The 15,800-nt window shown below is 49.1% G+C and carries 15 protein-coding genes; 8 read left to right on the top strand and 7 right to left on the bottom strand.

Annotation, left to right across the window (positions count from 1 at the left end):
* Positions 1–6 precede the first annotated feature (6 nt).
* Both torC and torE read right to left on the bottom strand, forming a co-directional pair.
* A complete protein-coding gene (gene torC, locus AC6R03_RS14005; RefSeq protein WP_500631952.1) occupies positions 7–1,188 on the bottom strand; it encodes a pentaheme c-type cytochrome TorC in 1,182 nt (393 codons plus the stop codon).
* 62 nt (positions 1,189–1,250) lie between these two features.
* Positions 1,251–1,427, bottom strand: coding sequence for a trimethylamine N-oxide reductase system protein TorE (gene torE, locus AC6R03_RS14000; RefSeq protein ID WP_500631929.1), 177 nt, complete (start codon positions 1,425–1,427; stop codon positions 1,251–1,253).
* 429 nt (positions 1,428–1,856) lie between these two features.
* Between torE and AC6R03_RS13995 the strand changes: the two genes are divergently transcribed.
* The 3 genes from AC6R03_RS13995 to AC6R03_RS13985 all read left to right on the top strand — a co-directional run bounded on the left by AC6R03_RS13995 (position 1,857) and on the right by AC6R03_RS13985 (position 3,456).
* A complete protein-coding gene (locus AC6R03_RS13995; RefSeq protein ID WP_500631928.1) occupies positions 1,857–2,657 on the top strand; it encodes an ABC transporter permease in 801 nt (266 codons plus the stop codon).
* Between the two features lie 188 nt (positions 2,658–2,845).
* Positions 2,846–2,977 carry a hypothetical protein gene (locus AC6R03_RS13990; RefSeq protein ID WP_487902670.1) on the top strand — a complete coding sequence of 44 codons (132 nt, stop codon included), beginning with the start codon at positions 2,846–2,848 and terminating at the stop codon, positions 2,975–2,977.
* A 245-nt stretch (positions 2,978–3,222) separates the two neighbouring features.
* Entirely contained in the window at positions 3,223–3,456 is a 234-nt protein-coding gene (locus tag AC6R03_RS13985) for a TIGR02647 family protein (protein ID WP_334550984.1), read from the top strand.
* On the opposite strand, the gene AC6R03_RS13980 is transcribed toward AC6R03_RS13985, so the two are convergent.
* Positions 3,453–4,223, bottom strand: coding sequence for a substrate-binding periplasmic protein (locus tag AC6R03_RS13980; RefSeq protein ID WP_500631927.1), 771 nt, complete (start codon positions 4,221–4,223; stop codon positions 3,453–3,455). The two genes, AC6R03_RS13985 and AC6R03_RS13980, sit on opposite strands and share 4 nt — an antisense overlap.
* A gap of 243 nt (positions 4,224–4,466) precedes the next feature.
* Here AC6R03_RS13980 and AC6R03_RS13975 point away from each other — a divergent pair, with 243 nt between their 5' ends.
* Both AC6R03_RS13975 and AC6R03_RS13970 read left to right on the top strand, forming a co-directional pair.
* The gene (locus AC6R03_RS13975; protein ID WP_500631926.1) at positions 4,467–5,288 is read left to right on the top strand and encodes an NAD-dependent epimerase/dehydratase family protein; all 822 of its coding nucleotides are present in this window, start codon (positions 4,467–4,469) and stop codon (positions 5,286–5,288) included.
* An 8-nt stretch (positions 5,289–5,296) separates the two neighbouring features.
* Positions 5,297–5,923, top strand: coding sequence for a YdcF family protein (locus AC6R03_RS13970; RefSeq protein ID WP_500631925.1), 627 nt, complete (start codon positions 5,297–5,299; stop codon positions 5,921–5,923).
* A gap of 76 nt (positions 5,924–5,999) precedes the next feature.
* Here AC6R03_RS13970 and clpA read toward each other — a convergent pair whose 3' ends face one another.
* Entirely contained in the window at positions 6,000–8,270 is a 2,271-nt protein-coding gene (clpA, locus tag AC6R03_RS13965; protein ID WP_334550990.1) for an ATP-dependent Clp protease ATP-binding subunit ClpA, read from the bottom strand.
* A 43-nt stretch (positions 8,271–8,313) separates the two neighbouring features.
* Positions 8,314–8,634, bottom strand: a complete 321-nt coding sequence (gene clpS, locus AC6R03_RS13960) for an ATP-dependent Clp protease adapter ClpS (RefSeq protein WP_334550991.1) — start codon at positions 8,632–8,634, stop codon at positions 8,314–8,316.
* Between the two features lie 538 nt (positions 8,635–9,172).
* Here clpS and cspD point away from each other — a divergent pair.
* Complete coding sequence (cspD, locus tag AC6R03_RS13955) at positions 9,173–9,394, top strand: cold shock domain-containing protein CspD (protein WP_334550993.1); 222 nt, start codon at positions 9,173–9,175, stop codon at positions 9,392–9,394.
* 101 nt (positions 9,395–9,495) lie between these two features.
* Here cspD and AC6R03_RS13950 read toward each other — a convergent pair whose 3' ends face one another.
* Positions 9,496–11,721, bottom strand: a complete 2,226-nt coding sequence (locus tag AC6R03_RS13950; protein ID WP_500631924.1) for an NADP-dependent isocitrate dehydrogenase — start codon at positions 11,719–11,721, stop codon at positions 9,496–9,498.
* A gap of 345 nt (positions 11,722–12,066) precedes the next feature.
* Here AC6R03_RS13950 and AC6R03_RS13945 point away from each other — a divergent pair, with 345 nt between their 5' ends.
* Positions 12,067–12,759: a pseudouridine synthase gene (locus AC6R03_RS13945; RefSeq protein ID WP_500631923.1), complete on the top strand. Its 693-nt coding sequence runs from the start codon at positions 12,067–12,069 to the stop codon at positions 12,757–12,759.
* Positions 12,760–12,866: 107 nt separating this feature from the next.
* Here AC6R03_RS13945 and aspS read toward each other — a convergent pair whose 3' ends face one another.
* Complete coding sequence (aspS, locus tag AC6R03_RS13940; RefSeq protein ID WP_500631922.1) at positions 12,867–14,639, bottom strand: aspartate--tRNA ligase; 1,773 nt, start codon at positions 14,637–14,639, stop codon at positions 12,867–12,869.
* 269 nt (positions 14,640–14,908) lie between these two features.
* Here aspS and AC6R03_RS13935 point away from each other — a divergent pair, with 269 nt between their 5' ends.
* Positions 14,909–15,790 carry a DUF72 domain-containing protein gene (locus AC6R03_RS13935; RefSeq protein WP_500631921.1) on the top strand — a complete coding sequence of 294 codons (882 nt, stop codon included), beginning with the start codon at positions 14,909–14,911 and terminating at the stop codon, positions 15,788–15,790.
* The last annotated feature ends 10 nt before the right edge of the window (positions 15,791–15,800 follow it).

Here is a 15,800-nt window from a genome sequence, read left to right as displayed (position 1 = left end):
CGCGAATTAGTGGTGACCATCTGAGAAATCAGAAGAGTGTTTTTGCAGGTATTTGAGCACCAAGGCTTCGGTATCAGTGTCAAAGTTGACGAAGGCAATCATGCCATCGAGCATCCCCACCCAGCCATTGGCACTAAAGTGCGCCTCATCAGGCTGCGTATGACACGTCGAGCAGTTGGTTTGATACGCTTGGCCGGCAGCGCTCCAAATCGGCTCGAAATCCGAGACCATCGACTCTTTTTTCATCCACAAGTCCACGGCCACTTTTTCCCATGGCAAACCCGTGAGTTGGTCTTCTTTGCTTTCCCCTGTCACCACTTGGTCACCTTGAGAAACATCGCGCGTCAAAATGGCCGTTGAGATGTTCATACCAAAATCTTCTTGAATGACACGTCCAAAGCCTTTCGCCTTGCGCCAGCCGTCGATCTCTACTTTGATCATGTCGCCCTTCGTTTCCACAATCGCCACTTGGCTTGCTGGGCTAAGTAGGCCCGCTTCGGTGGTCGCGCTTTCGTCGGTATAGAGAGGCAAGTGACGAATCGAAACCACAGAGTTGCCCACATTGTATGAGGTGCCGTTAGCGACCTGTTCAAGATCCCCCACAATGCCGCTCGCCGCTTCCATATTGTTCGGTAAGTGGTGCGCAATGCCTTTGTGACAATCCACACAGCTTTGATCGCGCTCAGCCGCGGATTGCATTTGAATGCGCGCGGTTGGCGACATCAAATCAAAATCCATCGATTCGTAGTTGTGACAGTTTTTACACTCCAGTGATCCATTGGCCGAGAAACGGTCCCATTCGTGACGGGCTAACTCAAGACGGCGCGCTTCAAATTTCTCAGGCGTATCGAGATCGCCAAACACCTGCGCAAACACCTCTTTGGAGGCCTGCATTTTACGTGCAATTTTATCCGTCCAGTTGTGAGGTACGTGACAGTCAGGACAGGATGCGCGAACCCCTGAATGGTTTTTCCAGTGCACGGTTTCTTGCAGCTCAACATAGACGTTGTCACGCATGGTGTGACAACTGATACAGAACTCTTCGGTGTTGGTCGCTTCTAGCGCTGTGTTGAATCCACCCCAGAAAATCACCCCAGCAATAAAGCCACCCATGGTGAGCACACCTAGGCTGATATGAACTGCAGGGCGAGTCATGGTTCGCCACAGCTTAACAATTAGTGCTTTCATCATTCTTTCTCTTTCATCTTATTCTTAACGTCAGTGATGGTTCTTGGTTTAACCGTGCGTCATTAACCGTGCGTTCCCGGTGGTCCCATGAAAAAGACCTGTAGCATCCAGACGATGAATCCGTATCCACCCACCAGTACGACACTCAACACGGGGAAAAGAATCACTGTGATGAAGAGGAACGATTTCCACTCCAAGGAGCGCTTTTCGCCACTCTCTATTTTCTTAACATTACTCATACATTTGCCTGCCCTGTCACTGATGCTCACTTTGAGCGCTGATCGATACGCACAAATTTCGTACAACTGATAGACGTAATGGTAGACCACACATTCTGTGGGGTTCAATCGAATTCAAGCCCATCACAGCGACTATTCGACACTTTTTTGAGCTGACACAGAGATGTGATGGATTGCGATTTTATGTGTTAAATAAGGTGCATTTGTGAAGAAATATGAACAAGAAGAAAGAGTTAAAAAACGGTTACTCACATAACATTTCACTTTCAAACTGGCTTAAAAAACGTAAGCCTGAGCGCTCAACTTCCCAACAAATTGTTAAATTATTATTAGTGAGAAACGGGAATTACGGGCTCAATCCGAGCGCAGCGGCCAATCTGTCACAATGAACGCAATGGTGTAGAATAAACGCGAATATGGAGATGAATAATGAGCAGTGTGGTGGATATTCCTTGGCCCATTCTTGGGCTGTTTTTTCTTACTTTGAGCGTTCCGCTCTCTATCAGTCGCTACTATCAACTGAACATTGGCAAAGATGCGCTCATAGGCGTCGCGAGAATGACGCTGCAACTGGCCCTGGTTGGGGTCTATCTCGAATACCTGTTTGAACTCAATAGCCCGCTGGTCAATGTGCTCTGGCTCGCCGTGATGATTTTGATTGGCGCCAGTTCCATCATCAACAAAGCGCGTTTACCTCGCCGCCCATTAATGGCGGTCGTCACCACAAGCCTCATCGTCGGCCTAACGCCAGTGTTGCTGATTATCACCGCTTTGGTGGTGAAACCCACGCCGTTTTATCACGTTCAGTACTTAATTCCGCTCGCTGGCATGCTACTGGGCAACAGTTTGAGCGGCAATATCGTCGCGCTGCAACATTTTTACACCGCCTTTGAGCAGCGCAATTCCGAGTACCAAGCGGCGATCTCACTAGGGGCGCCACCCAGCTTTGCTACCCTGCCTTTTGTTCGCGAAGCGATTCAAAAATCCGTGGCACCCACATTAGCCTCAATGACCACCAGCGGACTGGTGACGTTACCAGGGATGATGACTGGTCAAATTTTAGGCGGAGCAAGCCCTATCATTGCGATCAAATACCAAGTGATGATCATGGTAGCGATATTTGTCATGATGACCATCTCCATTACCACCACGCTTCGGCTGAATATTGCGGTCAACTTTACCCAATCGGGTCAAACACGGGTCAAAAGGATCGAGCCTGAACAGGAATAGATCTTATCCACAGATTCTGTGGATAACCGTGGTGATACCTAGCCTTGGTCGAGACGAAAAACGTAAATTTTGACGATTATAGAAAAATTCCTTTACTTTCATCCGAGTATGATTTATTTCGATAACTGTAATAAACAGGTCACAAAATGACCATAGGATGCAATCGGTAACTGCAAAGGAGTGTTGTTATGATAGTTAATCCATTACACCAAGTGTGCGATCAAGAAGAGGTAGGCAGTGAAGAGCTGCGTGATTGGCTGGTCTCTTTGCCCAAAGAACTGCTGCCATTTGATGAGCCCTATCATCAAAGCCTCGATTAATCAGAGACGATACGAAAAAACCTAGCGCGAGCTAGGTTTTTTGACTCAACTAAACATCCAGACGGTGTTTCTAAATGTGATCAAATTCAAGCACTAAAAATAAGGAAATAAGATTTAGCTTTCAGAAGTGATCATTGGCCACTAAAAAAGAGTGGTTGAGCTAACAAAACTCGCCGCAAGGCGTTGTTCTAACGGGGCTGGGCGCTTATGGTGAGATCGACGATAGAAACAGAAGGAAACCGTCTATGAAATACTCCAGCGAGCACCTTTCTGAACTGAATCTCTTACTTCAGTTCGATATCAGCAGCGCAGCGACTGGCATCAAAGTGCACCACGAGGCGTCGCAAGAGATGCAATCCGCGGTGGCTCGTCTGTATCAAAAGGGGCTTTGTACGCTACCTGATGGTGGCTACCTGACGGACGAAGGCATTGAAGTGGCCGAGCACGCTGATAAGATTCTTCGAGTGCTGTGCAGCTAATTATCCGCCACGGGTAACTGAGTCACGTTACCCGGTTCTTGTTGTCTTTTCTGAACACTGGCCGCGATCGACAGTGGATCGACTTTGGCGAGGCCTTGATTAAAGATGTCTCGCCACTTGCGCCCCTCTTCACTGTTGTTAAACGCCAAAAAGAGATCTTTTTCTGCCAATAAGGTGGGGTTCATTCGCAACCGCTTTGATAATAAGGCAGAGCGAGAATCACGCCGAATCAAAAAATCGAGCACATTGGCATCAATCACCGCCGCATCCAATCGCCCTTTTGCCACTTTATAGACATTACGTAAATCATCGAGTGTCTCTTCCACTGTGAGGGAGCCGGAAGCGACCATCTGATCAAATTCTGGTGTATTGACATAGCCTTTCACGGTTCCAAGGCGGTATTGAGTGAGATCGCTGAGTGTGCTCCAACGAATGGGGGATTGGGTATTTTCCACCAGCCCTAGCGGACCGCGACCAATCGGGTCTGAAAACACAAACTCTTGTGTATCAAAATAATATTCGGGGAAGTAACCGATGTACTGGGCTTTGCGACTGGCCGTCGTCACCGTTCTGACCCAAGGCTTGAACTCAACCACTAACTGGTAGCCCATGGCGGCAAACGCTTCCTTGGCAATGGCGACGGAGACACCCTGCTCAATCATCTCTTCACCTGAATACGGTGGCCAGTTGAGTGACGTCATCACGACACGTTGATTAGCCTGTACCTGCCATGTCAGTAACAACAGAGCAAACCACCACTTGATCATCTTACCTTCCTTTTTCAACGCCTTCGCAGCCATCGCTATTCAAGCCAGTGACATCCAAGGTTTGGCGCCCATTGCCAACCCATTGTCTCACTTTTAATAATAGCGTGATTGACTCAATTCGCTAGATTCATTTTAGCCAACACCTCTGCGTGGCCTTGCGATACGGTTGCGAACACTTTCACAATGCTTTTCATTGCACCTAACGCAAGATAGAGTAAAGGAAACAAATGAAGGAAGGATGTCATGAGTCATATAGCGGTTATTGGCGGCGGATGGTTAGGTCGCCCACTTGCTCAATACTTGGAATCCATTGGCCATCAGGTGTCTGTCAGCCGCACCAGTAAGGCAGGGGCAGATGAGCTCAAAGCAGCGCACCTCGATGGCTTTATCTGCCAGCTCGAGAGTCCGCAGTCTGAGGTGGAACGCTCACTCAGCGCGATTCAACCTTCGATCGTGATCGGTTGTTTTCCGCCAGGTTTTCGTAAAGGTAAGGGTGATGAATACGCCGAGCAGTGGAAAAAACTCGCCACAGCCTGTGTCAATATCGGGGTCAACAAGCTGGTAATGGTCAGCTCGACCACGGTTTACCCATCAGTGGCGAAAGAGATGTATGAGGACGACGCGACGTTAGCATTGGCCAACACGCACAGTACCTTTTCTGACAATGCCAAAATCATGCTCCGTGCTGAGCAACACGTTCAAGATTCTGGGTTGCGTTTTGCCATCGTTCGTTGCAGCGGTCTTATTGGCCCTGAGCGTCACCCTTCTCGATTTGCAGCCAAGCTTCGCCAAGTCAGTCGCCTTGCGCCCGCTAATATGATTCACCTACTCGATGCCATAGGTGCAGTCAGTTTTGCAGCTCTGCATGACAACAATATGGTAGTCAATGCCACGACGCCTAATACCGTGAGCAAAGCGCAATTTTATCAAACTGCGTTAGAAAGAGCTGGGCTGTCAGAGCCCCTACCACCGATTGTCGACGTGGAAGGTAAACGGATTATGGCGGACCGTTTGCTAGAGCTCGGTTACCGTTTTCATTTCCAACATACGCTAGAGGCGCTGTGAGTCACACCATGAGACTGTATCAACATCTTGAGCACCTATGGGCGTATATGAGACTCAACCAACCGTTAGAGCAATGTGACGGTTTGTTGGTTCTTGGCAGTAATGATGTGCGTGTTGCAGAGTACGCCGCCAAGCTCTACCTCGACGGCTGGGCCAAGACGGTAATCTTCAGCGGCGGTGCCGGGCGCTTGACGCAGGGTCTGTTTGCCGACAGTGAAGCCGACACCTTCGCTCAAATTGCCATCGATATGGGCGTTCCACGCCGTGATATAGTGATAGAAAGCCAAGCCACGAATACCGGCGAAAACCTGCTGTTTAGCGCTGAAAAGCTCCAACAATTGAACATTCAGCTCGATTCGATTCTATTGGTACAAAAACCGTATATGGAGCGGCGCTGCTATGCCGCGTTTTTAAAACAGTGGCCTCTACCCTATCGGCAGGTGTTCGTCACTTCGCCGGCATTAACGGTCTGGGACTATTTCAATGAAGAGATTGACCTTGATACCACAGTGCGGGCAATGCTTGGCGATTTCGAGCGAATAAAAACCTATCCACAACTTGGGTTTCAGGTCGAGCAAGTGGTGCCAGATTCCGTCGAACAAGCGTACCGTGCACTCAAAGCCATCTTTGATTGAACGACAGTTGAGTCTCATAGCAAAACAACAAGGCCAGATCGCGATGATCTGGCCTTGGTCTTATTCGTGTTTGGATTTAGTGGACCGCTTCTTCTTGCTCGCCTAAGTATTTGAAGGTCAGCGCGTCGCCATCAAGATCGACTTTTACTGTGCCACCGTTAACTAAGGAGCCAAAGAGCAGCTCGTTCGCCAAAGGTTTCTTCAACTGCTCTTGGATCACGCGGCCCATTGGACGTGCGCCCATTGCCTTATCGTAACCTTTGAGCGATAGCCAGTGACGAGCATCATCAGAGACTTCCAATGACACGCCGCGTGCATCCAGCTGAGCTTGCAATTCAACGATGAACTTATCAACCACCTGATGAATAACATGTTCATCCAAGCTGTTAAACCAGATGATGTTATCCAAGCGATTTCGAAACTCAGGTGTAAAGACCTTCTTAATTTCTGCCATCGCATCATGGCTGTGATCTTGCTGAATGAGACCGATGGATTTCTTCTCGGTTTCTTTCACGCCCGCGTTAGTGGTCATCACAAGAATCACGTTACGGAAATCCGCTTTACGGCCATTGTTGTCCGTCAGTGTGCCGTTATCCATCACTTGCAGTAACAAGTTGAAGATATCTGGGTGCGCTTTTTCAATCTCATCCAACAAGACAACGGAGTGTGGGTGTTTAATAACCGCATCGGTCAACAAACCGCCTTGATCGTAGCCTACGTAACCTGGAGGCGCACCAATTAAACGGCTCACCGAATGACGCTCACCATACTCAGACATATCAAAACGAAGCAGTTCGATACCCATGAGTTTAGAAAGCTGCACAGTGACCTCGGTTTTACCCACCCCGGTTGGGCCCGCAAACAAGAAAGAACCGACCGGTTTGTTGTCGTTACCTAGCCCAGCGCGAGTCAGCTTAATCGCCTCACTCAAGGCATCGATGGCATCGTCTTGACCAAACACCAACATCTTCATCTTCTCATCCAAGTTCTGCAAAATTTCTTTGTCAGAAGAGGAGACGGATTTCTCTGGGATGCGCGCCATTTTAGCGACCATCGCCTCGATGTCGGCCACACCGACGGTTTTCTTACGACGACTGGCTGGGGCTAAGCGGCTGCGCGCGCCCGCTTCATCAATGACGTCAATCGCTTTGTCTGGCAAGTGACGCTCGTTGATGTATTTTGCCGACAATTCAACCGCGGCACGCAAGGCTTTGTTGGTGTAACGCACTTCGTGGTGCGCTTCATATTTGGGTTTCAGTCCCATCAAGATCTTGGTGGTATCATCAAGCGAAGGTTCCACCACGTCAATTTTTTGGAAGCGACGCGACAACGCTCGCTCTTTTTCAAAGATGTTGCTGTACTCTTGGTACGTAGTGGAGCCAATACAGCGTAACTTGCCACTGCTGAGGAGCGGTTTGATGAGGTTGGCGGCGTCCACTTGACCACCAGACGCCGCACCCGCACCGATGATGGTGTGAATCTCATCGATAAATAGGATGGCATCTTGCTCTTTTTCAAGCTGCTTTAAGATGGTTTTGAAACGTTTTTCAAAGTCACCGCGGTATTTGGTGCCCGCCAGCAGCGAACCGATATCGAGGGAGTAGATCACGCTGTTGGCGATGATTTCAGGCACTTGCCCTTCGACGATTCTCCACGCCAAGCCTTCCGCGATCGCCGTTTTACCAACGCCCGCTTCACCCACCAACAGTGGGTTATTTTTACGTCGGCGACACAGGACTTGGATAGTCCGTTCTAACTCTTTATCGCGCCCAATCAATGGGTCAATTTGGCCTTGCTTCGCCACTTGATTGAGGTTAGTCGCGAAACTTTCTAGACGCTCTTCAGAGCCTGACTCTTCGACACTGTCACTGCCAAAGGAATCCGATGAAGAGGACTCATCACCTGAACTGGACGCTTTGGTAATGCCGTGAGAGATAAAATTGACGATGTCCAAGCGGCTGATGTCGTTTTTCTTCAACAGATAAGCAGCATGGGATTCTTGCTCGCTAAAAATAGCAACGAGAACATTCGCGCCAGTCACTTCGCTGCGACCGGACGATTGCACGTGAAAAACGGCTCGTTGCAGCACACGCTGGAAGCTCAACGTTGGTTGCGTTTCACGGGTTTCGTCGTTATCAGGAATCAGGGGGGTGGTTTGATCGATGAAAATGTCCAACTCGGCACGAAGTGCATCGATGTCAGCCTGGCAGGCTTTCAATGCCTCTCGCGCAGCATCATTTTCTAACAATGCTAGCAGGAGGTGCTCGACGGTCATAAACTCATGTCGTTTGTCACGTGCACGTGAGAACGCGCCGTTTAGACTCGACTCTAATTCTTTGTTCAGCATAAGTACCTCCTAAATAGAACAACGATGGTTGCTCGAACAAACGTTACGCTTGTTCCATTGTACAAAGCAGGGGATGCTCATTTTCCTTGGAATACATTGTGACTTGCGCCACTTTGGTTTCAGCGACTTCCGCGGTGTAGGTGCCGCAGACCGCTTTACCTTCATAATGCACTTTGAGCATCACCTGAGTTGCCTTATCAATATCCATAGAGAAAAAACGCTCTAGGATTTCGATGACAAAGTCCATGGGGGTGTAATCATCATTGTTCAATACAACGTTATACATGGACGGTGGCTTAATTTCTGTTCTTTCTTGCTCCAGTAAGTCAGAATCTGGAGTCACCCATTCAAACTGCTTGCTCATGACTCTTCAACAATTAGGTTTATCTGGTTTCAGTTTACCACTTCATGGAAGAGAAGTTTTAGATTTTGCTCTTGTAATTTAGACCATTTAAGCACAACAAAAATTTCACGCTTACTTAGAGACTAATCCACCATTTCCAAGCCTGCAAATAAAAGATTTTTATTCTCTCAAGCCCTCTATCTGATTGATTAAAAAGAAGCCAAAATCGCTAAATTGTCAAAATCACCCCATAGACTAGAAATTGAAAACCGTTGCAAAAATGTAAATCTCAAAAGTGATTTGTTTGCAAATATGCAGAGTGTAATACGTTTTTTCTATTGACTGTGTTCAATCATTGGCTACATTGGTCAAATAGTGAGTAAAAATTTGGCAGCGGCTGAATGGAAATTCACTTTTTGTTTACACGTCACATTTTGACAACATTCCGCGCTAGACGGTCATCAAATGGCAACAGGAATGGCGGCAGTATAGAGCGGAGTTGAAATCGGTCGTGTAACCACCAACAACGTCAGTAAACAATGCATGAGGGATGTATAGCATGGCTACAGGTACAGTAAAATGGTTTAACAATGCCAAGGGATTTGGTTTTATCTGTCCAGAAGGTGAAGAGAGTGATGTGTTTGCGCACTACTCAACCATTCAAATGGATGGGTATCGTACTCTGAAAGCAGGCCAACAAGTCAATTTTGAAGTGGAAGAAGGTCCCAAAGGCTACCACGCTAGCGTGGTGACACCAGTGGACGCTCAACCAGCTAAATAACCGCTGCCAAAAAACTTCGCCCGATTCTTCGGTGCCGCAAATCTAACGCAATAAAAAACCCGCTCAGTCAGCGGGTTTTTGTTTATCGGCTCGCCAGTCTATTAGCGATTAATGATGCTGTTGAGTGTTGCGCTTGGTCGCATTAGCGTCGCGGCCTTTTCAAACACTGGTGCGTAGTAGCCACCCAGATCGCCCGCGACACCTTGAGCACCATTGAGCTCAGCGATAATCGCCTCTTCGTTGTCTTGCAACGACTTCGCAATCGGCGCAAACTCCGCCGCAAGCTCAGCATCAGCGGTCTGCTCTGCTAACGCTTTTGCCCAGTAGCTCGCTAGGTAGTAATGGCTGCCACGGTTATCAAGCTCGCCAACTCGGCGAGACGGTGACTTGTTGTTGTCAAGGAACTCACCGGTCGCCTTATCAAGGGCATCGGCCAGCACTTGCGCTTTAGCATTGCCTGTCACGACGCTGAGGTGTTCCAGTGACGCTGCTAATGCCAAAAACTCACCTAATGAATCCCAACGCAAATGGTTCTCTTTTTCCACCTGTTGAACGTGCTTCGGCGCGCTGCCGCCCGCCCCTGTTTCAAACAGACCACCGCCGTTCATTAGCGGTACGATAGACAACATTTTGGCTGAAGTTCCCAACTCAAGAATTGGGAACAAGTCCGTCAAGTAGTCACGCAGCACGTTACCTGTCACAGAGATGGTATCAAGACCTTCTTTAATGCGCTCTAACGAATATTTGCACGCCTCAAGTGGTGCAAGGATCTTGATCTCTAGACCAGAGGTGTCGTGCTCAGGTAAGTACGCGTTCACTTTTTTGATCAGCTGAGCATCATGAGCACGATTTTCATCCAACCAGAATACCGCAGGGACGCCGGTTGCGCGTGCACGTGTCACCGCAAGTTTGACCCAGTCTTGAATCGGTGCATCTTTCACTTGGCACATACGGAAGATGTCACCCGCTTCCACCGATTGCTCAAGCAGCACCTTGCCGTTGCTGTCAACAACACGGACAACGCCATCGGCATCGAGAATGAAGGTCTTATCGTGTGAGCCGTACTCTTCCGCTTTCTGCGCCATCAAACCCACGTTAGGCACGCTACCCATAGTGGTTGGATCAAACGCGCCGTGCTCTTTACAGAAATCAATCACCGCTTGGTAGATACCCGCGTAGCTGCGATCTGGAATCATCGCTTTGGTGTCTTTCTGTTTGCCATCAGGGCCCCACATTTGACCGGATGCACGAAGCATGGCCGGCATCGAGGCATCAACGATGATGTCACTTGGCACGTGAAGGTTGGTGATACCGCGATCAGAATCGACCATAGCTAATGGTGGTTGAGTTTCATACACCGCTTGAAGCGCGGCTTCAATCTCGGCTTTTTGATCTTGCGGCAAGGCTTCAATCTTGCTGTACACATCGCCGATACCATTTTTGACATCAACGCCGAGTTTCTCAAACAGCTCACCATACTTAGCAAACACGTCTTTGTAGTAGACTTTCACGGCATGACCGAAAATCACTGGGTCAGAGACTTTCATCATGGTCGCTTTCATGTGCAGTGATAGCAGCACATCTTTTTGCTTCGCGTCTGCAATCTCTTGCTCAAAGTAAGCCACGAGTGCGTTTTTGTTCATCACCGCGCAATCAATGATCTCTTTATCTTGCAGGGCGAACGGCGCTTTCAGTTGTTTTGTGCTGCCGTCTTTCGCGACAAATTCGATGGTCACTTTGGTCGCATGCTCGACCGTCACCGACTTCTCGCTACCGAAGAAATCTTTGTCATCCATACTAGAGACATGAGACTTCGACTCTTTTGACCACGCGCCCATTGAATGTGGGTTTTTCTTTGCGTAGTTCTTGACTGAAAGCGGCGCACGGCGGTCAGAGTTACCTTCACGTAGCACCGGGTTCACTGCACTGCCTTTGATCTTGTCGTAGGTCGCTTTGATCGCTTCCTCTTCGTATGTACTTGGCTCTTCAGGGTAGTTCGGCAGGTTGTAGCCTTTGGCTTGCAGCTCTTTAATTGCGGCTTTTAACTGTGGGATAGACGCCGAAATGTTCGGCAGTTTAATGATGTTGGCATCAGGTGTTTTCGCCAACTCGCCCAATTCAGCAAGCGCATCACCGATACGCTGTTCTGGCTTCAGATGCTCAGGGAAGCTCGCGATGATACGACCGGCGAGTGAAATATCGCGTGTGTCTACGTCAATGCCTGAGGAGGCAGTGAAAGACTGGATAATTGGCAGTAGTGAGTAGGTCGCTAGCGCTGGCGCTTCATCGGTGATCGTGTAAATAATTGTAGGCTTTTCTGTAGGCATGAAATTTCCCTATTTGTTCTGACAAACCCATTGGATGCATGGGCTTTTGTGGTCTGTCCGCGACAAGTAGATAATACCAACACGAATGTGGTTGCCTTGGTATCGTCATCCCCTCACTTGTTGCGATTTAGATGTCTCTTTTTTGTTTGGCCATCGCCGTTGAAACTTTGTGTTTCGCTGACTCGGCGTCCATGAGAACGTAATCGTTATAATTAAACAAAATCGGCAAAATAGTCTATTATCTTGTGCGCCAATCCTGATTCGAGGCGCGCACATCATAGCGTAATTCGAGATAGATCGAAACTTTCGCCCACACTTCGTTTACATTTTTGCAAGGTAGTTAACATGTCACCACGCTCAAGACGCGAGTCTCAGCCCGCTTCACCACGCAACGGTCAAACACGTTTAAAACGACCGTTTGGCGCGCAAGATGCCAAGCGCAGCTCGTCTAAACATCGCAGAAAAAAGCCAAGTCAAAAATCGAAGATCGCGCCATCAGAACGTAAGGTGATCGTCTTCAATAAACCCTATGACACCTTGAGCCAGTTCACCGATGGGGAGGGAAGAAAAACCCTAGCCGACTACATCGATGTTAAAGATGTGTACGCCGCTGGAAGACTCGATCGTGACAGTGAAGGGCTGATGGTGCTGACGAATGACGGCATCTTCCAAGCCAAACTGACCTCGCCCAAATCGAAAGCCCCTAAAACCTATTGGGTACAAGTAGAAGGTGAGCCGAGCGACGCGGATCTCGATAAGCTTCGCCAAGGGGTTGAATTAAAAGATGGCATGACACTGCCGGCCACCATCGAACGCATGGACGCGCCTGATATTTGGGAGCGCAACCCGCCGGTTCGTTTTCGCGCCTCGATTCCAACGACTTGGCTCGCCGTCACCATCATCGAAGGTCGTAATCGCCAAGTCAGACGCATGACCGCGCACATCGGCTTCCCGACTCTTAGGCTTGTGCGCTACTCGATGGGTGACATCACGTTAGGCGATTTGCAGCCAGGCGAGTGGCAAACCGTCGACTTGTAACTGCCCTTGTTATAAATGATTCTTCGTTACCCTCTCAGAGTAACTTAGGATAAAAAAATACCGCTCTATTGAGCGGTATTTTTTTGGTTTCGTCACCCGTAAAGGGATTACTCTTTATCTTTCGCTGCGGTCACTGCAATCGCTAGCTCTTCAAGCGCGGCAGGGTTAGCAAGGCTAGGCGCGTCGGTCAATAGACAAGCCGCTGCCGTCGTTTTCGGGAACGCAATCACATCACGGATGTTCTCGGTACCACACAACAGCATCACAAGACGGTCGAGACCAAATGCAAGACCCGCGTGCGGCGGCGTACCAAATTTCAGTGCGTCCAATAGGAAGCCAAACTTCAGACGTTGCTCATCCGCATCGATACCAAGAATATCGAATACCGCCGCTTGCATCTCCGCATTGTGGATACGAACAGAACCGCCGCCCACTTCGTAGCCGTTGAGTACCATGTCGTAGGCGTTAGAGTTCGCCGCTGCAGGGTTCGCTTTTAGCTCTTCTGCCGTCACACCGAGAGGCGATGTGAATGGGTGGTGCATCGCGTGCAAGTTGCCTTCATCGTCTTCTTCAAACATTGGGAAGTCAACAACCCATAGAGGCGCCCAAGTGCCTTCTTTTGTCAGCTCTAGGTCTTTGCCCAGTTTCAGACGCAGTGCACCCAGCGCTTCAGCCACGATGTTCGCTTTATCTGCTCCGAACAAAATAATGTCACCAGATTCCGCTTGCGTGCGCTCAAGGATGCCATTGATCACCTCTTCGCTAAGGAATTTAGCCACAGGAGATTGGATACCTTCCATACCCGCCGCACGGTCGTTGACCTTCATCCATGCCAAACCTTTCGCACCATAGATACCAACAAACTCGCCGTAGCCGTCAATTTGTTTACGAGTGAGTGACGCACCACCCGGTACGCGAATCACAGCAACGCGGCCTTTCTCGTCATTGGCTGGACCAGAGAAGACTTTGAACTCAACGTCTTTCACTAGATCTGCAACATCAACAAGCTCTAGTGGGTTACGTAGATCAGGCTTGTCAGAGCCAAAACGGCGAATCGCTTCGCTAAATGGCATGACAGGGAACTCACCAAGGTCAACGTTCAGTAGCTCTAGCCACATGTCGCGAACCATTTTCTCTGTGGTTGCACGCACTTCGTCAGCGGTCATGAATGACGTTTCGATATCGATCTGAGTGAATTCTGGTTGACGGTCAGCACGCAAGTCTTCATCACGGAAACACTTAACGATTTGGTAGTAACGGTCAAAACCCGACATCATCAGCAGCTGTTTAAATAGCTGTGGAGACTGAGGAAGCGCGTAGAAGCTGCCTTTGTGAACACGGCTTGGTACTAGGTAATCACGCGCACCTTCTGGTGTCGCTTTGGTCAGTACAGGTGTTTCGATGTCTAGGAAGCCGTTGTCGTCTAGGAAACGGCGAACAAAGCTAGACGCTTTCGCACGCAGCTTGATGCGGTCGCTCATTTCAGGGCGACGCAGGTCTAGGTAACGGTATTTAAGACGTTGTTCTTCCGAGTTCTTTTGGTTGAAGTCTAGAGGCAGAACGTCACTGCGGTTGATGATCTCAAGACCTTTCGCAAGGATCTCAACTTCACCGGTGGCCATGTCTTTGTTGACTTGGCTTTCTGGACGAACACGCACTTCACCCGTTAGCTTGATACAGAATTCACTACGAAGGGTATTCGCCACTTCGTACGCGTCCGCCATGTCTGGATCCACCACTACCTGTACGATACCTTCGCGATCTCGCATATCGATAAAAATAAGACCGCCTAAATCACGGCGACGGTTTACCCAGCCGCACAGTTCTACAGTTTGTCCTGCTAGGGACTTGTTCAGGTGACCACAGTAATGGGTACGCATAATGAAATTCCCAATCTCTCTAGTAATAAGTTGATGACGCCCTAGCTGACTGCCGCCAGAGCAAAGGTCCATTTATACGCTGAAAGTCATTTTAAATCGACTGTTGCAGCGACAATTTATTGCGTTTTATCGTGCTTTGATGATTTTTACACCAACAAATGGCCAAAAAAGCCGATTTCGCCGTCAAATTGACCCGATTATAACGCCAGATTACCTTTTTCTTCAAAACTCTCGTAGAGTAGAGACATCCGATGCGTATTGAGGGGAATATGGACAAGTTACCGCTAAGATTAGGCTTGACAATGTGGTCAAACAACCACTGGCAGCAGGCGTTTTATGGTAGTGGCACTCAAGCCTCACAACGCCTTGAAAAGTATGCTGAGGTATTCCATACCGTTGAAGGTAACACCACGTTTTACGCCACGCCAACGCCATCAACGGTGAGCAACTGGAAAGCCGCCACGCACGATGATTTTCGCTTTACCTTCAAGCTTCCCAAAGCCATCACCCACCAGCATCAGTTGCAAGGCTGCCAAGCACTGCTTGCCGACTTTATGCACATTATGGCGCCACTGATACCGCGCATTGGGCAATGGACTATTCAACTCCCTGCTACCTTTGGACCGGAACACTTTCCACAGTTGACGACCTTCTGCGCCATGCTGCCACCGGACTTTCCCATCGGCGTTGAAGTGCGCCACCCCGCCTTTTTCGCCAAAGGTGACGCCGAAAAGCGACTCAATCAGTGGCTGCTGGAGCGCAATTACGATCGCATCATTATGGACAGTCGCCCTGTTTTTTCGACCGAGCAGGACAGGCGCTCCCCCTATTTTGCTGCCCTAATTGATGCCCAAGAGAAGAAACCACGCGTTCCCGTGCACGCCATTGCCACCGGAGCGCATCCTATGGTGCGTTTTATTGGCCATCCTGATGAACCACTCAACGACGTTTTTTTTACTCCTTGGCTCGACAAATTGCCGCAGTGGATAGGCGAAGGAAAGCAGCCTTACCTGATGATCCATACCGCCGACAACCTGGTTGCGCCCGAGCTAGCCGCGAAGCTCTATCGACGTTTGCAACAGCAGGTGTCATTGCCCGATTTAGCGTCATTTCCAAGCCAAGGCGACCACGCGCAAATATCAATGTTTTAAGTCACATGAC

It is taken from the genome of Vibrio sp. R10-SG-ISO4 (assembly GCF_059834135.1).
The sequence above is the reverse complement of the archived record's forward strand: the minus strand, read 5'-3'. Positions and strand labels throughout refer to the sequence as shown.